Below are 19,931 nucleotides of genomic sequence, written 5' to 3' on the forward strand. Positions count from 1 at the left end.
GAGGCGCCTCATCCCAGGTCGAAGACGTTCCGCAGGCCGAGCCGGTGGCGCCACAGGTCGTGCCGCCTGGCGGCCTCCAGCTCAGGCGCCCGGTACATGGGTCGGACCGTGCAGCGCGGCGCCGGCGAACCGTCCCGGTCCAGAAGGGAGTTGACTGCCGCGCGGGCGGAGGCGTTGGCTCCCTCCATCGTCGCCAGGTCGATGTCGACCGCCACGTAGTCCCCGCTGAGGAAGAAGTTCGGGATGCGGGTGCCCGCGCTCGGCCGGTTGTGGAGGGTGCCGACCGGGTGGATGAGCAGCTCGTCCTGGTTGGTGGGGTGCGGGGTGCCGAGTCCGTCCACGCCCGGGTCCAGGAACCACGAGTGCAGCTTGGAGTCGGCCAGCAGGGTCTTCCCGGTGTCGTTGAGGGAGGCCTTCAGCTGCGCCCACACCTCGCGCGCCACCTCCTCGCGGGTGCACTGCTTGGCCGTCTTCCCGTACAGGATCCCGGGCTTGTCCCACTCGGAGATGTCCACCGACAGGCAGTCGACCGCAGTCCCGTCGCCGTAGGCGGCCGGGAAGTCACGGGACGGCCAGTGCTCGGCCTGCTGGATCGCCGTCAACGACCACGGGGAGTCGATGCAGTTGAGGTGACCGTGCACCAGCGGAGCCCGTTCGGTGAGGTAGAACTGGATGCCGGTCATCCAGTCCGTCTGCAGCCGGTCGCAGCGCCCCAGCATCGGATCCGCGGCCCGCAGCGCCGCGCTCCAGGTGCGGCGGGCGTGCTCGACGGGCAGCGCGCTCACGTAGTGGTCGGCGGTGACGGTCTGCGGGGCGCCGTCCGGGCCCTCGACCGCGACCCCGCTCACGCGGCCGTCCGCGTACCGCACCTCCCGTACCGTCCACCCGATCCTGAACTCCACGCCGAGGGAACGAAGATGGGCCTCCCAGGGGTCGATCCAGGCCTCGTTCGTCGGCAGGTTGAGGATCCGGTCGGGCGGGCCGTCCGCCCCGCGCCCCAGCAGGTTGAAGACGAAGGCCTCGCCGAGGGTGCCGACCGTACGGGTGGAGGCCTCCTCGGCCTTGGTCGCCACGATGTTGCGGGTGATGCCGACGGCGAGGATGCGGCGGTACTCGTTCGACATCCGCTCCGCGCGCACGAAGTCCCACCAGGGGGTCCGTTCCCAGACCTCGGTGCGGCGCTCGTCGCAGCTGGTGAGGAAGACGAGCACCCGGTCGACGAAGTACGCCGTCTCGTGCAGCGGGAGCCGGACCAGCGTCTGCAGGATGCCGGTCAGGGCGCGCCGCAGCTCCTCGGGCGTCAGCTCGGCGGGGGAGTGCTCGGGCCAGGGGATCGGCGCGCGCAGGTCCTCGCGTCCGGCCGCCCGGGCGAACATCATCTCGCGCGGCGCGACGAGGTTGTCCCACACGCCGCGGGCGTTCCCGGGGAAGGGGATGCGCCGCATGGTGTCGGGCAGATTGTGGTAGATGCCGGGGATGAAGCGGAAACCGTGCTCGGCGGGCAGCGGCCGGCGCCCGCCGCGGGCGCTGCCGGGCACGTCCATGCTGCGCGCCTTGCCGCCGAGCGCGCGGCGCTCGTACACGGTCACGGCGTAGCCCCGCTCGGCGAGTTCGTGCGCCGCGGTCAGGCCGGCCACCCCGCCGCCGAGTACCGCGACACGCCGTCCGGCAGAGGGCGACCCGGCTGCCGGGGCGGCCACCGCGGGCGCCGCCCCGGCCCCGGCGACGACTGCTCCGGTGGCGGCCGCCGCGCCCGCGCCGGCGATGAACGTACGCCTGGAACTCCCTGTGCCCGCCATGGCGGATGCCCCCTCGTTACCGCTGGTAACAGCTGTCCGGCGCAGGAGCATAGGTGGGGCCGGGTGGAGGCGGAAGGCGTAGAAGCACCCGAGCGCACTATGGCGCGAAAGGATTGCTCCGGCCCCCACTGTGGGAACCTTGACTACACGTCACGGGGAAAAGGAGCCGGTGCATGCCGAGTGAGCCGCTGTCACAGAAGGAGATCGAGGACCGGTTGCGGGAACTCCCCGGCTGGGCCTTCGAGGACGACCGGATCTTCCGCACCTACCGGCTGGGCAGCCACTTCGCCGCCAGCGCCCTCGTCGCCCATATCGCCAGCGTCCAGCAGGAGTTGAACCACCACTCCGACCTGACGCTCGGATACAACACCGTCCGGCTCTCCGTGAACAGCCACGACGCCGGCGACGTGGTGACGGAGTCCGACTTCACACTCGCCGAACGCGTCGAAGCCCTCGCCCCGGCCCACGGCGCGAGCTGATGACCACGCACATACCGTCCGTGAGAACCCTGCTCGACTACGACGCGGAGGCCGAGGCCTACGACGCCACCCGCGGCGGCACCCCGCGCGCGGAGGCGGCGGCCGCAGCCGTCCTCGGACTGCTCCCCGCACACGCGCGCACCCTCCTCGACCTCGGCTGCGGCACCGGCATCGTCACCAGCCGGCTGCGGCGCCCCGCCCTGCGCGTCCTGGGCGCCGACGCCTCCCACGGCATGGCCGCGACGGCGCTGCGCCGCGGCGTCCCCGTCGCCCTGGCCGACGCGGCCCGCCTGCCGGTCCGGTCGCAGTCGCTGGACGCGGTGAGCGCGGTGTGGCTGCTGCACCTGCTGCGGGAGCCGGGACTGGTGCCGGCCGTGATCGCCGAGGCCGCGCGGGTGCTGCGACCCGGCGGGGTCCTCCTCGCCACCGTGGACAAGGACTCGGCGCACGACGTCGGCAGCGACATCGACGCCGTCTTCGCCGCGCACCTGACCCCGACCCCCGCGGACGCGTCCGGGGAGGTCGAGGCCTACGCGGCCCGGGCCGGCCTGCTCCCGGTCGGCGAGGCCCGCTTCACCGGCCACGGCCAGGGCCGCACCCCGCGCGGCTCCGCCGAGGCCCTGCTCGCGGGCCGGTACGCCTCCCGGATCGTGCCGCGCGGCATCACCGCGCAGGAGCTGGCGGCCCGGCTGGAGCTGCTGCCGGACCAGGACGTCCCGCGCGCGGAGCCGACGTACCGCATACGGAGCTTCGTGCGCGTCTGACCCGCGGGAGGGACCGTTCGGGGCCGGACCCGTGGACAGGTCTCGCCCCGGACCCCGTCACACGTCGAACGCGGCCGGGTCCGGACCGATCCGGCGGCCCGCCGCGCCCGCGCCCAGGGCGTCCAGCGCCGCGATGTCGCCAGCTTCCAGCTCGAAGCCGAACACGTCCAGGTTCTCCCGGATGCGCGCGGGGGTCACGGACTTCGGGATCACGATGTTCCCGTGCTGCAGGTGCCAGCGCAGCACCACCTGGGCGGCGCTGCGGCCGTGCTTGTCCGCGATCGCGGTCACGGCCGGGAGGGTCAGCAGCTCCTTGCCCTGGCCCAGCGGGGACCAGGCCTCGGTGGCGATGCCGCGCTCGGCGTGCACGGCGCGCAGTTCGGCCTGCGGGAAGAGCGGGTGCAGCTCGACCTGGTTGACGGCCGGGACCAGCTCGCTCTCGGCGGCGATCCGCTCCAGGTCGGCCGGGCGGAAGTTCGACACGCCGACCGACCTGGCGCGGCCGCTCGCCGCGATCTCCTCGAAGGTCTTCCAGATGGCGACGAAGTCGTCGCGCATCGGACGCGGCCAGTGGATCAGGTACAGGTCGACGTGGTCCAGGCGCAGCTTGGCGAGGGAGTCGTCGAAGGCGCGCAGCACCTGGTCCCGGCCCCACTTCTGCTTCGGGCCGTTCCACAGCTTGGTGGTGACGAACAGTTCCTCGCGCGCCAGCCCCGAGGCGGCGACGGCCTTGCCGGTGCCGGCCTCGTTGCCGTAGATGGCGGCCGTGTCGATGCTGCGGTAACCGGCCTCCAGGGCGGTCCCGACGGCGCGCTCCGCCTCGGCGTCCGGCACCTGCCAGACGCCGTAGCCGAGCTGGGGCATGAGCGTGCCGTCGTTGAGCTTGATGGCGGGGACCTGGTTCACGTCTGGTCGTTCCCTCACGTGGGCGCATGGGCGCGGTGGCGGAAAAGCGTCGTACGAGGGGCGATAACCGGCCTCTCGTGCGACGTATTCCCGCCATCCGCCGCGCATCCGTACGCGCTTCCTCAGGTGGTCCCGAGATACGCCTCCCGCACCAGCGGGTTCGCCCGTACCGCGGCCGCCGTGCCCTCGGCCAGCACCTTTCCGAGGTCCAGTACGACGACCCGGGTGCAGAGCTCCATCACGAAGGCCACATTGTGCTCGACCAGCAGCACCGCGCAGCCCTCCCGCTCGGCCAGCAGCCGCACGACCTCCGCGAGCCGGTCGCGCTCCGGAGCGGACATGCCGGACGCGGGCTCGTCCAGCAGCAGAACCCGTGGCGGATCGGCCACCGCGCGAGCCACCTCCACCATCCGGGCCTGCCCGACGGGCAGCCCGCCGGCGTACGAGGCGCCGAGCGCGCCGATCCCGCAGTCGGCCAGCACCCGCTCACCGCGGGCCCGGCGCTCACGCTCCAGGGCCCGCCGGGACGGCAGGGCGAGGAGATCGGCGGCCGGGCCGCCCCCGCCGCCCCGCCACTCCTGCGCCACCAGCACGTTGTCGGCCACGCTGAGTTGGCCGAACAACTGCTGCCGCTGGAAGGTTCGCCGTATCCCGTGCCGGGCCCGCCAGACGGCGGAGCGGCGGGTGATGTCCGCCCCGTCCAGCAGCATCCGCCCCCGGTCGGGGCGGCGGATCCCGGACAGGACGTCGAACAGGGTGGTCTTCCCCGCGCCGTTCGGCCCGATCAGCCCGCACACCTCTCCCGCGCGCACCCCGAGGTCCACCCCGGCCAGGGCCCGGACGCCGCCGAACCGCACGCCGACCCCGCGCGCCTGAAGGACGTACCCGCCCTCGCTCATGTCGCCATCCCCAGGTAGGCCTCGGTGAGCCGGTCCGCCTCCACCTCGGTCCGTGGGCCGCACCAGGACACCCGCCCCTGGGAGAGGTAGGCCACGGTGTCGGCGATCCCGAGGACCTCGGCTGCCTTCTCCTCCACCAGGAGCAGCGCGGTCCCGGCGTCGCGGAGCTCGGTGAGCAGCGCGTACACCTCCTCCACCACGCGCGGGGCGAGCCCGAGCGAGGGTTCGTCGGCGATCAGCACCGCGGGCGGCCGCTGGAGCAGCGGAGCCAGCGCCAGCATCTGCTGCTCCCCGCCGGAGAGCGCTCCGGCGGGGATGCCGCGCCGCTCCGCGAGCCGCGGGAAGCGTGCGTAGACGGCGGCCCGTGCGTCGGCCGCCGTGAGGTACAGGGCCAGGTTCTCCTCGATGGTGAGCGCGGGGAAGATCCCGCGCCCTTCGGGCGCGAGCAGCACCCCGGACCGGGACCGCCGCACGGCCCCGTCCCGCGTCGCGTCCCGTCCGCCCACGTACACCGCCCCGGCCGTGGCGGGCAGCAGCCCGGCGGCCACCCGGCAGGCCGTGCTCTTCCCGGCCCCGTTGGGCCCGAGCACGGCGAGGATCTCGCCCGGCCGGACGACGAGATCCACCCCGTGCAGGACGAGCCCCCCGTCGTACCCGGCGGTGACATCGCGCAGCTCCAGTGCGGGCCCGGCCTCGCGGGGCGGATCCAGCCCCGCCGGTGTTTGAGGCGCGGGGTCCGGGGCGGAGCCCCGGGAAGCGGCGGCGGGCGGTCCCGCCGGCCCCGGCTGCGCAGGGATCCGGGGCGCCGGCCCCGCGGCCCGCCGCTTCGCCAGCCGCACCGGCACGGCCGCGCAGTACCCGTCCGGGTCATTGGCCAGGGCCAGCCCCGCAAGCCCGAACAGGATCACCGGCAGGTGCGCGGACTCCGTCACACAGTCGGACAGCACCCGCGGAGCGACGGCGAAGACCAGCCCCGCCACCACCGCGTACTGCGGCCTGCGCACACCCGCCGCCACGACCACCGCCAGCCACACCAGCCCGGTCATCGCCGTGAAGTCCGTCGCCGTGATGCGGGTGTTGTACGAGGCGTACAGCACGCCCCCGAAACCGGCCAGCCCCGCCGACAGGGTGAACAGCAGCAGCTTCGTCCGCAGGACGGAGACACCCGAGGCGACCGCCGCCGCCGGCGCCGACCGCACCGCCAGCATCGCCCGGCCCGACGGGGAGTTGCGCAGTGCGCTCAGCCCGGCGGCCACCAGCGCGACCAGTACCACCAGGGCCACGCCGAGCGCCCGGTCGTCCGAGAGGTCCACCGGTCCGAACACCGGCCGCGGGACGGACCACCCGGCGTCGCCGTTGCGCAGCCACCGCAGCTGGAAGAGCACTTGATCGGCGAGGAAGGCCAGCGCGAGCGTGGCCAGGGCCAGGGACCTGCCCCCGAGCCGCAGCGCGGGCAGGGCGACGAGCGCCCCCAGCAGCGCCGCCGCGCACGTGCCCACCGCCAGTGCCGCCGCGAAGGGCCAGCCCCGGCTCATGAGCAGCCCGGCCACGAGCGCGGCACCGGTGACGAAGGTGCCCTGCGCCAGCGACACCATCGCCCCGAGCCCGGTCACCACCGTGAACGACATGAACACCAGCGCGATGGCCAGCCCCTGGGCCAGCAGCCCGCTCCAGAACGGCGTGGTCACGGTGTAGAACGCCACGCACAGGAGTACCGCGCCCGCCGCCCACACCCCCCAACGGCGCGACCACGGGGCCCCGGCCAGATGGTCGACCGGCGGCGCGTCCGCGGCCGCGACCCCCGCCGCGCGCGCCCTGCGCGTGAGCACCAGCAGCCCGCCGAACAGGATCAGGAAGGGCACCGCCGTACGGAAGCCGGTGATGGACTCGGCGAAGGAGGCGTAACCGGCCCACCAGGTTCTGCAGCACCCCCAGCCCCAGCCCGCCCGCGAAGGCGAGCGGCACGGACGCGAACCGTCCGATGACCGCCGCCGTGGCCGAGACGAACAGGAACAGCGTGAAGTCGTGCGCGGAGAGTCCCAGCAGCGGGGTCGCCAGCACCCCCGCCAGCCCGGCCAGTCCCGATGCGATCATCCACGCCATCGACGACAGCCGGTCGGCGCTGATGCCGCGCAGTTCGGTCAGCGAGCGGTTGTCGACGGCGGCCCGCAGTTGCAGCCCCAGCCGCGTGTGCCGCATCAGCACCCACAGCGCCACCGCCACCAGAGCCGTCACCACCCAGGTGATCAGCTGGTCGGAGTCGATGCCGACGCCGTCCGCGAGCTGCCAGGACTTCGCGGGGCTGGGCCCCACCCCCGGCAGCCCGAACTGGTTCTCCGCCGGTTTCACCGGGGCGCCCGCGTCCGCCAGCAGCTCCACCGCCCACAGCCCGGCCGCGGGCAGCGCGACCAGCAGCCCGATGGTGGCCACGATCTGCGCCGTCTCGCCGACCCGGGCGAGCCGGCGGAACATCAGCCGGTCCAGCCCCCAGCCGAGACCGGGGGCCAAGACGACCACCACCAGGAAGGCGGCCGGGACGGCGGGCCAGCCGAGCCCCGAGTGCAACTCGTAGAAGGTGAGCGCGCACAGGTAGGCGGTGGCCCCGTGCGCGAAGTTGAACAGCCCGGACGCCGAGTACGACAGCACCAGCCCGGTGGCGAGCAGTGCGTACAGGGCGCCGGAGACCAGACCGCTCAGCACGAAGACGAGCAGATCCCCCATGCCGCTGCCCTACTTGAAGGGGATGGGTTCGTAGCACTTGAACGGCACGGAGACCTCGTACGCGCCGTTCTTGAGCTGTACCAGCGCACCGCAGCCGAAGCTGTCCTTCTGCCCCTTGGGCTCGGCGCGGTCTCCGACGAGGGTGCCGGTGTCGGAGAAGCCCTGCGCGGCGCTCTGGAAGGACTCGACGGTCAGGTCCTTGCCCGCCTTCTGCGCGATGGACACGAAGAGGTCGGCCGACATGTAGCCGGTCAACATGTGCATGTTCAAAGGCACTTCCTGGCCGCCCGCCGCCGCCTTGATGTCGGCCTTGAACTGCGCCATCTTCGGATCGGCGGACTCGAAGGGCTGGAACTGCAGCAGTACGTGCACCCCGTCGAGGGCCTGCTTGGTGGCCTCCTTGGCGAGCAGCCCCGGGTCGTAGTCGGTCGGGTCGGAGAGCAGTCCCTGGTAGCCGCTGCGCTTGAGGGCGGTGAAGAGCCCGATGTTGTTGGGGGTCTGCATCACGGAGACGATCGCGTCCGGGGCCTTGCCGTCGTTGCTGGAGAGGATCTCCTTCACGTACGCGGACCAGTCGCTCGGGACGGCCGTACCGGGCACGGAGGCCTTGGCGTAGGACACCGTGAACCCGGCGCTGGCGAAGCCCTGCTGGAAGGTGCGGATGCCGAACTTGCCCGCGTCGCTGTCGTTGGCGATGATCGCGACCGACTTGCCCCGGGCCCCGCCGAGGATCCGGCCGATGCCCTCGGGCCAGGTCTGGTTGAGGGTGCCGCCGGGGGTGGGGACCAGGCAGCCGTTGAAGCCGTAGATGTGCTTGGGCCCGCAGAAGGAGGGCAGGGTGCCCCAGCCGAAGGTGGGAACCTTCTCCTGCTCCAGGAAGTCGGCCCCGGAGAAGGTCACCGAGCTCATGGGGGAGACGGCGAAGACCTTGTCCTGCTGGACGAGCTTGCGGGCGGCCGCCAGGTTCTTCGCGGGATCCTGGCCGTCGTCCTCCGCACCGAGGTAGTCGATCCTGCGTCCGTTGATCCCACCCTCGGCGTTGGCCCGGAGATAGCGGGCCCTGGCCCCGAGGTCGGTGTCCTTCTTGCTGTAGCCGCTGGCGCTGGTCATCGACACGATCCCGCCGACCTTGATCGAATCGGCCGTCACCCCGCGGGCGTTGCCGGGGCCGCCACCGGGCTTGCCCGGGCTACTGCCGTTGGTGGAGGCGGAGTTGCAGGCGGAGACGAGCGCGAGGGCCGCCATCGCGGCGGCCAGGGTGCGGATCGGTCGCAACATGTCGGGGATCCCCTCCGTTGGAATCCCCGCATTCTGTGCGCGACCTGACGGATCGTCAATATTGCCGACGGATGGAAATGACGAACCGTCAGTTCTGGGCGCGTCCGCCCGGAACGCCGACCGGACCTGCCGTGACGACCCGCGGCCCACCCCGGCTCAGGAGGAGGAGTACAGCGCCGCGACCTCCTTCTCGTACGCCTTCTCGATCGCCCGGCGCTTGAGCTTCAACGAGGGCGTCAGCAGCCCCCGCTCCTCGGTGAACTGCTCACCCAGCACCCGGAACGTACGGATCGCCTCCGCCTGCGACACCAGGGTGTTCGCGGCCACCACGGCCCGGCGGACCTCCGCCGTCAGCTCCGGGTCGCCCACCAGCTCCGTCGCCGGCATCTGCGGCCGGCCGCGCATCGACAGCCAGTGCGCTATCCCGTCCATGTCCAGCGTGAGCAGCGCCGCGATGTACGGCCGGTCGTTGCCCACCAGCACGCACTGCGACACCAGCGGATGCGAACGGACCCGCTCCTCCAGGGCGGCGGGCGCGACGCTCTTGCCGTTGGAGGTCACCAGGATGTCCTTCTTGCGCCCGGTGATGGTGAGGTAGCCGTCCTCGTCGAGTCGGCCCAGGTCCCCGGTCGCCAGCCAGCCGTCGCGCAGCACCGCCTCCGTGGCCCGGGGGTCGTTCAGGTACCCGGAGAAGATGTGGCTGCCGTGCAGCCACACCTCCCCGTCCTGCGCGATGTGCACCGTACTGCCCGGGATCGGCCGCCCCACCGTGCCGTACTTGGTCGCCCCCGGCGGGTTCGCAGTGGCCGCCGCGCACGACTCGGTCAGCCCGTACCCCTCGAACACCGTGATTCCCGCCCCGTCGAGGAACAGCCCCAGCCGGCGCGACATCGCCGACCCGCCCGACATGGCGTACCGGACCCGGCCGCCCATCGCTTCGCGGACCTTCCCGTACACCAGCCGGTCGAAGAGCTGGTGCTCCATCCGCAGCGCGGTCGACGGCCCCGGCCCGGTGCCGAAAGCCTTGCGCTCGCGCGCCTCCGCGTACCGCACGGCCGTCTCCACCGCCCGGTCGAAGGGGCCCGTACGCCCCTCCGCCTCCGCCTTGCGGCGTGCGGCCGCGAAGACCTTCTCGAACACGTACGGGACGCCCAGCACGAAGGTCGGCCGGAAGGCGGTGAGATCCGGCAGCAACTCGGCCGCCGCCAGCACCGGCTGGTGCCCGAGCTTGACCCGCGCCCGGACGGCGGCCACCTCCACCATCCGCCCGAACACGTGCGCCAGCGGCAGGAAGAGCAAGGTGGAGGGCTGCTCGCCCTGCCGGGCCTGGAACACCGACTCCCAGCGGTTGACCAGTGTGTCGGTCTCGTACATGAAATTGGCGTGCGTGAGCACGCACCCCTTGGGCCGGCCGGTGGTCCCCGAGGTGTAGATGACGGTGGCGGTCGCGTCGGGCGTCACCGCCCCGCGATGGCGGTGCACGACGTCCTCGGCGACCCCGCGGCCGTCGGCGACGAGCGCGTCCACGGCCCCCGCGTCGAGCTGCCACAGCCGGCGCAGGTGCGGGAGCCGGTCGATGACCGAACCCACCGTCATGGCCTGGTTCTCGTCCTCGACCACGCAGGCCGTGCAGTCGGTGTCGAAGAGGATCCAGTGCACCTGATCGGCCGAGGACGTCGGATACACCGGGACGGGCTGGGCGCCGATCGCCCACAGGGCGAAGTCGAAGAGGGTCCATTCGTACCGGGTGCGGGACATGACGGCCACCCGGTCCCCGAAACGCACCCCCTGGGCCAGCAGCCCCCGGGCCAGCGCGAGCACCTCGGCGGCCAGCTCCCGCGAGGTCACGTCCTGCCAGACCCCCTCGGTCTTGCGGCCGAGCACCACCCGGTCCGGCTCCTCGCGGGCGTGCTGGAAGACGATGTCGGCCAGGCCGCCGACGGGCGCGCCCGTGACGACGGGTGGGACGGTGATCTCGCGCAAGGCCCCGCTCCTCTCCGCGCGCCGCGGTGAACGTACCTCATGGTCAACAGGGGTTCATCGGCCATCGGATACCTCCACAAGACCTCCCCAGTGATCGCGGTGTTCACGCCGTTGACGTGCGACTGAGCCGGTCCGCACCGGACAGCACGGCCGCGGCCAGCGCCTCGGCCGCGGCCGACGGACGCGCCCCGCGGAGCAGCGCGAACTCCACCGGCCCCAGCTCCGGCAGCCCGCCGACCCGCACCAGGCCCGGCGGGATCAGCCCCCGGGTGTGCGCCATCACGCCCAGCCCGGCCCGGGCCGCTGCGATCAGACCGCTCAGACTGCCGCTCGTGCACGCGATCCGCCACGCCCGCCCCTCGCCCTCCAGCACCTCCAGCGCCCGGGCCCGGGTGATGCCCGGCGGCGGGAAGGCGATCAGCGGAACAGGCCGCTCCGGGTCCACCCGCAGCCCCTCCGCGCCGATCCACACCATCCGGTCCCGCCAGACGAGCCGGCCCCGCTCGTCCGCGGGACCCCGCCGCTTCGCGAGCACCAGGTCCAGGCGCCCCGCGTCCAGCCGTTCGTGCAGCGTCCCCGAGAGCTCCACCGACAGCTCCAGATCCACCTCGGGATGCTCGTGCCGGAAGCCTTCGAGGATCTCCGGAAGACGCGTCAGCACGAAGTCCTCCGACGCCCCGAACCGCAGCCTCCCGCGCAGCCGCGTCCCCGCGAAGAAGGCCGCCGCCCGCTCGTTCGCCTCAAGGATCGTCCGCGCGAAACCGAGCAGCGCCTCGCCGTCCTCCGTGAGCCCGACGCTGTGCGTGTCCCGGACGAACAGCGGGCGCCCCGTCGCCTCCTCCAGCCGCCGTACGTGCTGGCTGACCGTGGACTGCCCCACCCCGAGCCGACCCGCGGCCTGCGTGAAGCTGAGCGTCTGGGCCACCGTGAGGAACGTCCGCAGCTGGACAGGGTCGTACATAACCCCACGCTACTCCCGCTCATCACGCATCGCGATGACAGTGAGTGCGGTATGCGGGTTTCCCGATGACCGGGCGCCACCGACCATGGGAGGAGCACGCAGTACCCAGCACGCAGTAGCCGACACCCAGTGACCGGCACCCGCCCCGACAGCAAGTGAGCACCTCCGATGCGCCGCCCGCACCTGCCCGCCCGGCTGCCCCTGGACCCGTACATCCTGGCCCTGCTCGCCACCGTCGGCCTCGCCGCCCTGTTCCCCGCCCGCGGCCCGGCCGCCACCCTCGCCGACGTCGCCTCCACCGCGGCCGTGGCGCTGCTCTTCTTCCTCTACGGCGCCCGGCTCTCCACCCGCGAAGCCCTCGAGGGCCTGCGCCACTGGCGGCTCCACCTGACCGTGCTGGCCGCCACCTTCGTGGTCTTCCCGCTCCTCGGCCTCGCCGCCCGCGGCCTCGTCCCCGGCCTGCTCACCGCCCCTCTCTACAGCGGCCTGCTCTTCCTCTGCCTGGTCCCCTCGACCGTGCAGTCCTCCATCGCCTTCACCTCGATCGCCCGCGGCAACGTCCCCGCCGCGATCTGCGCCGGCTCCTTCTCCAGCCTGGCCGGCATCGTCCTCACCCCCCTCCTCGCCGCCGCCCTGCTCGGTGGCGACGCGGGAGGCTTCTCCTTCGACTCCCTCTTGAAGATCACCCTCCAGCTGCTGCTGCCCTTCCTCCTCGGGCAGGCCCTGCGCCCCCGGGTCGGCGGCTTCCTCGTCCGCCACAAGCAGGTCCTCGGCCGCGTCGACCGCGGCTCGATCCTGCTCGTCGTCTACGCCGCCTTCAGCGCGGGCGTGGTCGCGGGGATCTGGCACCGGGTCAGCCTCCTGCGGCTCGCCGCCCTGATGCTGGTGGAGGCCGTGCTCCTTGCCGTCATGCTCCTCGCCACCTGGTACGGCGCGGCCCGTCTCGGCTTCGGCCGCGCGGACCGCATCGCCATCCAGTTCGCCGGGTCGAAGAAGAGCCTCGCCGCCGGACTCCCCATGGCCAGCGTGCTGTTCGGGGCCCACGCCGCCCTCGCCGTGCTCCCGCTGATGCTCTTCCACCAGATGCAGCTGATGGTCTGCGCGGTCATCGCCCGGCGCCGCGCCCAGGATCCGGCGCCCGAACTCGCCGCCGACCGTGTGGCGGACGTCTCGCCCGCGGTCCAACGGCCCGCGCCCCGGGCCCGGTAACGTTCGGTGGTGACCTGGATACGCCCGCTCGCCGCCCACGCCGAACGCCCCTGCACCCTGGTCGTCTGCCGCGGCTGCTGCTGCGGCGACCCCCGCAAGAACCCCGGCTCCGACCACGCCGGTCAACTCGCCCGGCTGCGCGAGGCCGCCGCCGCCTCGGGGGGCCGCCTGGCCGTCCGTACGAGCGAGTGCCTCGGCCCCTGCGCCCAGGCCAACGTCATCGTGGTCCAGCCCACCAGCGAGGCCCGCCGCCGGGGCGCCCGCGCCACCTGGTTCGGCTGGGCGCTGGACGACACCGCGACCGACGAGATCATCGCCTGGGCCGAATCCGGCGGCCCGGGCACCACCCCGCTCCCGCCCACCCTGGACCTGCACCGCATCGACCCCCCGTCCCCGAAGCCGGCCGCCAACACCGGCCGCCGCAGCCGCCGGGCGCGCTGAGGTGCAGAACCTCGCCCGCGCGGTGATCGTACTGTTCGCCCTGCTGGCCGCTCTGGTGATCCGGCTGGCCCTGTCCCTCGACCTGGAAGACAGCAAACCCTCCGTGCCGCTCACGGCGCAGGACGTCACCGGCACGTGGCAGGGCGACCGCGGAGGCCGGCTCGAGGTGCTGGCCGACGGCCGGATCCGCCTCGCGGAGCTCTCGGGCTGGCCATGCACCCCAGGCCCGAAGCGAGCCGTGCTCACCGGCGAGGGCAGCTGGACCATCGCTCGGCACTCCGACGAGGACCCGGGTATCCAGATCCTGATCAAGTTCCCCGTCGACGGAACGCCCGCGGTACAGGTCTGCGACAACTGGTTCACGCTGCACGGCACGGGCAAGGGGGGCGCCTCTGGGGACGGCAGCCACGTGTGGGCGTCGTTCCTCGCCTACGAACGCGGCGCCAGGGAGCTGTTCCGGCGTACCGCTACAGGGTGATCCGCTCCTCGCCCGCGTAGATGTTCATGTCCGACCCCCGCAGGAAGCCGACCAAGGTCATCCCCGACTCCAGTGCCAGGTCCACCGCCAGCGAGGACGGCGCCGAGACGGCCGCCAGCACCGGGATGCCCGCCATCACGGCCTTCTGCACCAGCTCGAAGGAGGCCCGGCCGGACACCAGCAGGACCGCGCCCGTCAGCGGGAGCCGACCCGCCTGGTGGGCCCGGCCCACGATCTTGTCCACCGCGTTGTGCCGGCCCACGTCCTCCCGCAGGTCGAGCAGCTCGCCCTGCGCCGTGAACAGCCCGGCCGCGTGCAGTCCGCCCGTACGGTCGAAGACCTTCTGGGCCTCGCGCAGCCGGTCCGGCATCGCGCTGAGGACCTCCACGGGTACCCGTACCGGATCGGCGGCGATCCCCGGGAAACGGGTCGCCGTACGGACCGCGTCCAGGCTGGCCTTGCCGCACAGGCCGCAGGAAGAGGTGGTGTAGACGTTCCGCTCCAGCGTGATGTCAGGCACCGGGACCCCGGCGGCCAGCTGGACGTTCACCACGTTGTAGGTGTTCGAACCGTCCGCCGTCGCCCCCTCGCAGTAGGTGACGGCCTGCACGTCCGAGGCGGCGCCGAGCACCCCCTCGCTGACCAGGAAGCCCACCGCCAGGGCGAAGTCGTCGCCCGGGGTGCGCATCGTGATGGCCAGCGGTTTGCCGTTCAGACGTATCTCCAGCGGCTCCTCGGCCACCAGTGTGTCCGGCCGGACACCCGCCCCGCCGTTGCGGACCCGGACGACGCGACGGCGCTCGGTGACCCGTCCCATGGTGATCAGTCCACCCCTTCTGTTCGTGTCTCTTCTCTCGCCGGTGCCCGGCAAGCCCATTGTCCCGGTTCCGCTTCCCGCGACGCCCCCGGCAGGTGGATCCTCGGGAAGCTCCAAAATCCGGGCCCGCAATCCTGTCGGGTCACACGCACACGTACCCACCAGTAGCAGGCGAAGCTGGGTGATCCTGACTTCCGTACAAAGGGGGACCCCGCCCATGACCGGTTCACGCGTGGTGGCGCTAGGGCACTACCAGCCCGCGAAAGTGCTCACCAACGAGGACCTCGCGGCCATGGTCGACACCACCGACGAGTGGATCCGGTCCCGCGTCGGCATCCGCACCCGCCACATGGCGGGCCCGGAGGAGCCGGTGGACGAGCTGGCCTACCAGGCGGCGGGCAAGGCGCTGGCCGGCGCCGGCCTGACCCCCGACGACATCGACCTCGTCCTGGTCGCCACGTCCACCGCGATCGACCGCTCGCCGAACATGGCCGCGCGCGTCGCCGCCAAGCTGGGCATGGGCGGCGGCCCCGCCGTCATGGACATCAACGTCGTCTGCTCGGGCTTCACGCACGCCCTGGCCACCGCCGACCACGCCATCCGGGCCGGTTCCGCCACCCGCGCCCTGGTCATCGGCGCCGACAAGATGACGGAGATCACCGACTGGAGCGACCGCACCACCTGCGTGCTCACCGGTGACGGCGCGGGCGCGGCCGTGGTCGAGGCCTGCGAGGAGCCGGGCATCGGCCCGGTGCTGTGGGGATCGGTCCCGGAGATGGGCAACGCGGTCCGGATCGAGGGCTCGCCGCCGGTCTTCGCCCAGGAGGGCCAGTCCGTCTACCGCTGGACCACCAGCCAGCTCCCGCCGCTCGCCCGCAAGGTGTGCGAGAAGGCCGGAGTCACGCCGGAGGAGCTGGCCGCGGTCGTCCTCCACCAGGCGAACCTGCGGATCATCGAGCCGCTCGCCGCGAAGATCGGCGCCGTCAACGCCATCGTCGCCCGCGATGTGATCGAGTCCGGCAACACCTCGGCCGCCAGCATTCCGATGGCCCTGTCGAAGCTGGTGCAGCGCGGCGAGATCCCCTCCGGCGCCCCGGTCCTCCTCTTCGGCTTCGGCGGCAACCTCTCCTACGCGGGCCAGGTCATCCACTGCCCGTGACGGGCTCCGCAGCCGTTCCCCGCGCCGCCCCGGCCGGGGAGCGGCGGCCCTCGGCCACCAGCGCGGCGACCAGGACGCACGCCAGGGCCACCAGCTGGCCGGCACCCGACCGGCCCGTGCCCACCGGGACCGTGGCGAGCGCGAGCAGGAGAGCCGCCGCACGGTAGCGGACCGGCCCGATGCGCAGCGCCGCGCGGAAGGCCAGGTCACCCGCCAGATAGAGGGCGACCCCGCCCGCCAGCGCGACTGCCGGGCCGGTATGCAGGTGCTCGCCGAGGTGCCCGATGGTCTTCTTCACGCCCGCCGCGAAGACGGCGATGCCCAGGAGCATCGGCAGGAAGGCGTAGTAGTACGCGACCATCGCCAGCTTGAAACGCCGCTCCGGCGGCGTCTGCGCGAAGACCTCCTCGGCCCGGCCCTCGTCCCGCACGAAGTACATCCACCACATCGCGGACGCGATCGCCAGCGCCAGGAAAGCACCGCCCGCGATCCCGGGGGACAGCGGCAGGGTGCCCACGCCGATGCCGATCGCGATCACGGACTCGCCGAAGACGATGATCAGCAGCAGTCCGTGCCGCTCCACCAGATGAGCGGCGTTCATACCGCCGAGCCGGTCACCGACCGTCTGCTCGGGCGCCTCGGCCCCCTCGGCCCCCTGGGCACCCGCGGCGTCCCCGGCGGTCCCGCTCGCCGCGACCCGCTGCACGACCACCGGCGTCACGAACTGCAGCAGCAGCGCGAGCATCCACAGCCCCCAGGCCGGGAGCCCGTCGAAGAAGCCGGCGGCCGTCACCGACAGCGCGCACAGGGCGTTGGGCAGCGCGAACCACAGCACCCCGCTCCCGTGCGCCTGGGTGAACAGCGCGCTGTGGACCAGCACGACCAGGAGGTACCCGAGGCCGAAGGCGATGCCGCCGGCTCCGAAGGCGGTGGGCACGGCCAGGGCGCACACCATGAACGCCCCCATGGCCAGCATGAGCAGCACCCGCCGGACCGTCCGGTCCGGCGGCACCTGGTTGGTCAGGTGCGCGTAGCCCCCGTACATCCAGAACAGCACGGTGAAGATCAGCACCACCTGCCCCGCGCCCCGCAGGCTCAGGTCGTCCGCCAGAAGCACCGTCAACTGCGTGATGGTGAAGACGAAGACGAGGTCGAAGAACAACTCGAGCGTGCTGACGCGGTGCTCGGTTTCCATGCGCGGCTCCCCCCGGATGTGTGCGCAAGCCATCCGACCGCCCGGCGCCCCCCGATGTCCAGCAGAACTCGGCATCCCACCGCGAGACGGTCCGTCCCGTCGACGGTCGTCGACGCATGCGTGCAGGTCAGCCCGGCGTGGCGGACGATCGCCGCCCGGATATGTGGTCGGAACCCCGCCGATCCTTTGCTATTGTTGTCCATGTCGCCGCGGGAAACCGGGGCCGACCACCTGGTCCGGGTGGCGGAATGGCAGACGCGCTAGCTTGAGGTGCTAGTGCCCTTTATCGGGCGTGGGGGTTCAAGTCCCCCCTCGGACACAAGAAGCAAGAGCCCCACACATCGTGTGGGGCTCTTCTCGTTCTCCCACCCCCGCCGGGCTCGGTGTCACGGGCCCAGGACCACAAGGCCCGTCGGGGTGGTCAGGCTGCCCGGGGTGACCGACGTGAAGGTGTGGGGGAGCGACAGCCGGGGCAGGTCGGTGTCCTCGGCGGCCTCGAAGAGGTAGGCAGCGGCCGCGGTGGTGTCGCTGACCAGGTGCGGGCCGCCCGCCGTGGCCGTTCCACCGGTGAGCGGGGTGCGGAAGAGGCGCCGCAGGTGGCGCAGGGTCTCCGGGGTGACCGGGGCCCGCATCGCCCGCGGCCGGTCGGTCGGAGTCTCTGCCGGAGTCGCGGCCCCGGTGTCCGGCATGTCCTGCGCGTCCGGCACCTCCGGGGCGTCCGGTGGGATCGCCCCCGTCAGGAGCAGCGCCAGCAGCACCGGGACGGCCTTGCGGCGCAGGGCCTCGGTGGCCGCGCCCAGCCGGTGGGCGTGGGATGCGGGCAGCGAGAGCGCGAGGCTGCCGGCGGCGTCCCCGGTGGCGATCGGGACCGCCGAGCAGACGACCCCGGGGGAGTACTCGCGCAGGTCGAACACGGGCGCGCCCGGAGCCACCGCGTCCAGGGCGCTGAACAGGACCCGGCTGTCGGTGATCGTCCGCGGGGTGAGTCGCGCGGGCCGGTGCCGGGCCACGTGGTCGGCGCGGCGGTCGTGGTCGAGCTGGGTCAGCAGGCACTTGCCCACCGCGCTGGCATGCGCGGCGGCCCGGAAGTCGACCCACTCCCGCACCGGCGGGGTCGCGGGCCCGGCCGCCATCTGCGTGATCCGGACCTCGCCCTCGGCGTACCGGCTGAGGTACACCGCGGCGCCCGCGCTGTCCCGGGCCAGTGCCAGGGTGCGCTGGAGCTGCCCCGCCAGGCCGTGGCCGCCGGGAGCGGCGAGCCGTTCCAGGGCGGGGCCGCGCCCGTAGACCCCGAGGGCCGGACGCACCGCGTACTCCTCCTCGCACAGCATCATCAGCAGGGGCCGCAGCTCCCCCTCGGCGAGGCCGGACTCCCGGGCGAGCCGGTCGGCCCGCACCCCCAGTGGGTGTCGTTCCAGGACCCGTACGACGGCCAGGGCGCGGCGCGCCTCGGCCAGGGCGCGGCTCGTCCCTCCCGGGGCGGCGGTCCCGCGGGCCGCCGCCGTCAGCGCGGGGTGGCGCAGCGGTCCGGCGGCCGGCCGCAGCGCGGTCACCGGCGGGGGGACCGAGGCCGCCCACACGGTGACCGGCGGCGGCAGGAAGGAGGCCAGCACCCCGGACAGCCCGGGCCTGGGCAGCGGCACCGGACCGAGGTCCGGATCCTCGAACTGGTCGACGTGGCGCAGGACGGCCGCCTGCGCGCACAGCCGGACCTCGCGCAGATCCCGCCGGCCGCCCGGCCGGAAGCCGCGCCGGCCCAGCTCGCGCGCCCAGTGGCGGGCGTCGTGGTGCTCGCCGCGCCGGGAGTGGTCGAGGAAGAGGCAGTACGCCGCCGCCGAGGTCCGCGGGCTCCCGGACCCGGCGGCGAACTGCCACCAGAAACGGGCCCCTTCGCGCAGCCCGGCCAGGTGCAGCAGGCAGCCGAAGACGACGGCCCCGGCCAGGTCGGTGTGTCCGTCCGCGAGGAAGGAGTCGAGGTGCGCCCCGGCCTTCGGTGCGCAGGCGGAGGCCAGGCAGGCGGCCTTGAGGTCGCGCCGGGCCCGTTCGGCGTCGAGGGGACAGTCCCGCGCGGGATCGCTCCAGCCGTGCACCGACCGCCGCCGGGCACGGTGTCCCGACCCGGGGGCGTGCGGGGTGGCGCGCAGCAGCCGGGCCTCGGCGGCGCCGAGGTCGTAGTGCCGGTAGCGGTCGCGGACCCCCGCCCGGGCGAGGAGCTCGGCCAGGGAGCGGGGGATCGGGTCGCGGTCCTGGCGCTCCTGCCGTTCGTAGTGCCTCATGATTCGGCTGATCCGGGTGCTGCGGCGGACGTGTCGAGCAGCCGGGCGAGCCGTCGGTGGGCCTGTCCGAGGTAGGAGCGGACGGTGGCCTCGTCGACGCCCATCACGGAGGCGGCCTCGCCGGGGGTGCACTGGAGCCCGTACCGCAGGAGCACGGCGTCGCGCTGGCGCTCGACGAGCCGGGAGACGGCGGAGTAGAAGCGGATGGTGTCGGTCAGCACCTCGTACCGGTCGGCGTGGGCCTCCTTGAGGGCGGCCTCGAAGGCGCTGATGTCCATCGGCTCGGGCGGCGGCTGCCACGGGTGGCGCCGGCGCTGCCGGTCGACCAGGCACTGCTTGAGGACGGCCCAGGCGTAGGCGTCGAGGCGGTCCATGTGGAGCATCCGCAGCCACTCGCCCATGATCGAGTCGAAGGCGGCGTCCACCGCCTCCTCCGCCGCCCCGTCCGAGCCCAGCTGCAGATACGCGAAGCGCATGTACGCGGGCCGCCGATTGGCGTGGAAGGCCCAGTACGACAGGCGCGCCGTCGGATCCCACTGGCTCATGGGAGTCGGCCGCCGGCGCCG

At 73.3% G+C, this 19,931-nt stretch carries 16 protein-coding genes, 1 tRNA gene and 2 pseudogenes; 7 read left to right on the forward strand and 12 right to left on the reverse strand.

The window, feature by feature from the left end:
• Positions 1-8: 8 nt before the first annotated feature.
• Positions 9-1,799 (reverse strand): hydroxysqualene dehydroxylase, encoded by a 1,791-nt coding sequence (locus tag IE257_RS13100; RefSeq protein ID WP_189968016.1) that lies wholly within the window; start codon positions 1,797-1,799, stop codon positions 9-11.
• Positions 1,800-1,972: 173 nt separating this feature from the next.
• On the opposite strand from IE257_RS13100, the gene IE257_RS13105 reads away from it, so the two are divergent.
• On the forward strand, positions 1,973-2,278 hold the full coding sequence (locus IE257_RS13105; RefSeq protein ID WP_189968018.1) for a 4a-hydroxytetrahydrobiopterin dehydratase: 306 nt from the start codon (positions 1,973-1,975) through the stop codon (positions 2,276-2,278).
• Entirely contained in the window at positions 2,278-3,042 is a 765-nt protein-coding gene (locus IE257_RS13110; protein ID WP_229920314.1) for a class I SAM-dependent methyltransferase, read from the forward strand. Before IE257_RS13105 ends, IE257_RS13110 begins: the two co-directional genes overlap by 1 nt.
• 57 nt (positions 3,043-3,099) lie before the next feature.
• Here the strand turns inward: IE257_RS13110 and IE257_RS13115 are convergent, their stop codons facing one another.
• The 7 genes and pseudogenes from IE257_RS13115 to IE257_RS13140 form a co-directional block, all read right to left on the reverse strand.
• Positions 3,100-3,948 carry an aldo/keto reductase gene (locus tag IE257_RS13115; protein WP_308277847.1) on the reverse strand — a complete coding sequence of 283 codons (849 nt, stop codon included), beginning with the start codon at positions 3,946-3,948 and terminating at the stop codon, positions 3,100-3,102.
• A gap of 122 nt (positions 3,949-4,070) precedes the next feature.
• Complete coding sequence (locus IE257_RS13120; protein ID WP_189968020.1) at positions 4,071-4,847, reverse strand: ABC transporter ATP-binding protein; 777 nt, start codon at positions 4,845-4,847, stop codon at positions 4,071-4,073.
• Positions 4,844-6,709: an ABC transporter permease subunit gene (locus IE257_RS13125; protein ID WP_229920315.1), complete on the reverse strand. Its 1,866-nt coding sequence runs from the start codon at positions 6,707-6,709 to the stop codon at positions 4,844-4,846. Before IE257_RS13125 ends, IE257_RS13120 begins: the two co-directional genes overlap by 4 nt.
• A 106-nt stretch (positions 6,710-6,815) precedes the next feature.
• Positions 6,816-7,568: pseudogene (locus tag IE257_RS38140) on the reverse strand (branched-chain amino acid ABC transporter permease); the annotation flags it as partial.
• 9 nt (positions 7,569-7,577) lie between these two features.
• A complete protein-coding gene (locus IE257_RS13130; protein ID WP_189968022.1) occupies positions 7,578-8,846 on the reverse strand; it encodes an ABC transporter substrate-binding protein in 1,269 nt (422 codons plus the stop codon).
• Between the two features lie 156 nt (positions 8,847-9,002).
• Positions 9,003-10,829 (reverse strand): AMP-dependent synthetase/ligase, encoded by a 1,827-nt coding sequence (locus IE257_RS13135; RefSeq protein ID WP_189968023.1) that lies wholly within the window; start codon positions 10,827-10,829, stop codon positions 9,003-9,005.
• Between the two features lie 103 nt (positions 10,830-10,932).
• Positions 10,933-11,790 carry a LysR family transcriptional regulator gene (locus IE257_RS13140; RefSeq protein WP_189968025.1) on the reverse strand — a complete coding sequence of 286 codons (858 nt, stop codon included), beginning with the start codon at positions 11,788-11,790 and terminating at the stop codon, positions 10,933-10,935.
• A 168-nt stretch (positions 11,791-11,958) separates the two neighbouring features.
• Here IE257_RS13140 and IE257_RS13145 point away from each other — a divergent pair, with 168 nt between their 5' ends.
• From IE257_RS13145 to IE257_RS13155, 3 genes are read left to right on the forward strand one after another with little or no spacing between them, the layout of a single operon-like run.
• Positions 11,959-12,999: a bile acid:sodium symporter family protein gene (locus tag IE257_RS13145; RefSeq protein ID WP_189968027.1), complete on the forward strand. Its 1,041-nt coding sequence runs from the start codon at positions 11,959-11,961 to the stop codon at positions 12,997-12,999.
• Positions 13,000-13,008: 9 nt separating this feature from the next.
• Complete coding sequence (locus tag IE257_RS13150; RefSeq protein ID WP_189968029.1) at positions 13,009-13,440, forward strand: (2Fe-2S) ferredoxin domain-containing protein; 432 nt, start codon at positions 13,009-13,011, stop codon at positions 13,438-13,440.
• A 22-nt stretch (positions 13,441-13,462) separates the two neighbouring features.
• Positions 13,463-13,918 (forward strand): hypothetical protein, encoded by a 456-nt coding sequence (locus tag IE257_RS13155; RefSeq protein WP_209468350.1) that lies wholly within the window; start codon positions 13,463-13,465, stop codon positions 13,916-13,918.
• On the opposite strand, the gene fdhD is transcribed toward IE257_RS13155, so the two are convergent.
• On the reverse strand, positions 13,908-14,735 hold the full coding sequence (fdhD, locus tag IE257_RS13160; protein WP_189968034.1) for a formate dehydrogenase accessory sulfurtransferase FdhD: 828 nt from the start codon (positions 14,733-14,735) through the stop codon (positions 13,908-13,910). The two genes, IE257_RS13155 and fdhD, sit on opposite strands and share 11 nt — an antisense overlap.
• Positions 14,736-14,952: 217 nt before the next feature.
• On the opposite strand from fdhD, the gene IE257_RS13165 reads away from it, so the two are divergent.
• Complete coding sequence (locus IE257_RS13165) at positions 14,953-15,894, forward strand: beta-ketoacyl-ACP synthase III (RefSeq protein ID WP_189968036.1); 942 nt, start codon at positions 14,953-14,955, stop codon at positions 15,892-15,894.
• Here IE257_RS13165 and IE257_RS13170 read toward each other — a convergent pair.
• Positions 15,878-17,089: a low temperature requirement protein A gene (locus IE257_RS13170; protein ID WP_229920316.1), complete on the reverse strand. Its 1,212-nt coding sequence runs from the start codon at positions 17,087-17,089 to the stop codon at positions 15,878-15,880. The two genes, IE257_RS13165 and IE257_RS13170, sit on opposite strands and share 17 nt — an antisense overlap.
• 234 nt (positions 17,090-17,323) lie before the next feature.
• Here IE257_RS13170 and IE257_RS13175 point away from each other — a divergent pair.
• A tRNA-Leu gene (locus tag IE257_RS13175) sits at positions 17,324-17,408 on the forward strand.
• 418 nt (positions 17,409-17,826) lie between these two features.
• On the opposite strand, the pseudogene IE257_RS39380 reads toward IE257_RS13175, so the two are convergent.
• Together IE257_RS39380 and IE257_RS13185 are read right to left on the reverse strand one after the other, a co-directional pair.
• A pseudogene (locus tag IE257_RS39380) lies at positions 17,827-18,546 on the reverse strand (IclR family transcriptional regulator domain-containing protein); the annotation flags it as partial.
• An 815-nt stretch (positions 18,547-19,361) separates the two neighbouring features.
• Positions 19,362-19,910, reverse strand: coding sequence for a sigma factor-like helix-turn-helix DNA-binding protein (locus IE257_RS13185; RefSeq protein ID WP_229920317.1), 549 nt, complete (start codon positions 19,908-19,910; stop codon positions 19,362-19,364).
• Positions 19,911-19,931 lie beyond the last annotated feature (21 nt).

The sequence above is a fragment of the Streptomyces avidinii genome (genome assembly GCF_014650695.1).
Taxonomy (GTDB): domain Bacteria; phylum Actinomycetota; class Actinomycetes; order Streptomycetales; family Streptomycetaceae; genus Streptomyces; species Streptomyces avidinii.

Bases quoted from the DNA above. Each gene is read 5' to 3' on its own strand.
- IE257_RS13120 (WP_189968020.1), bottom strand. From the start codon at position 4,847: ATGAGCGAGGGCGGGTACGTCCTTCAGGCGCGCGGGGTCGGCGTGCGG.
- IE257_RS13110 (WP_229920314.1), top strand. From the start codon at position 2,278: ATGACCACGCACATACCGTCCGTGAGAACCCTGCTCGACTACGACGCG.
- IE257_RS13170 (WP_229920316.1), bottom strand. From the start codon at position 17,089: ATGGAAACCGAGCACCGCGTCAGCACGCTCGAGTTGTTCTTCGACCTC.
- IE257_RS13185 (WP_229920317.1), bottom strand. From the start codon at position 19,910: ATGAGCCAGTGGGATCCGACGGCGCGCCTGTCGTACTGGGCCTTCCAC.
- IE257_RS13145 (WP_189968027.1), top strand. From the start codon at position 11,959: ATGCGCCGCCCGCACCTGCCCGCCCGGCTGCCCCTGGACCCGTACATC.
- IE257_RS13165 (WP_189968036.1), top strand. From the start codon at position 14,953: ATGACCGGTTCACGCGTGGTGGCGCTAGGGCACTACCAGCCCGCGAAA.
- IE257_RS13130 (WP_189968022.1), bottom strand. From the start codon at position 8,846: ATGTTGCGACCGATCCGCACCCTGGCCGCCGCGATGGCGGCCCTCGCG.
- IE257_RS13100 (WP_189968016.1), bottom strand. From the start codon at position 1,799: ATGGCGGGCACAGGGAGTTCCAGGCGTACGTTCATCGCCGGCGCGGGC.
- IE257_RS13140 (WP_189968025.1), bottom strand. From the start codon at position 11,790: ATGTACGACCCTGTCCAGCTGCGGACGTTCCTCACGGTGGCCCAGACG.
- fdhD (WP_189968034.1), bottom strand. From the start codon at position 14,735: ATGGGACGGGTCACCGAGCGCCGTCGCGTCGTCCGGGTCCGCAACGGC.
- IE257_RS13105 (WP_189968018.1), top strand. From the start codon at position 1,973: ATGCCGAGTGAGCCGCTGTCACAGAAGGAGATCGAGGACCGGTTGCGG.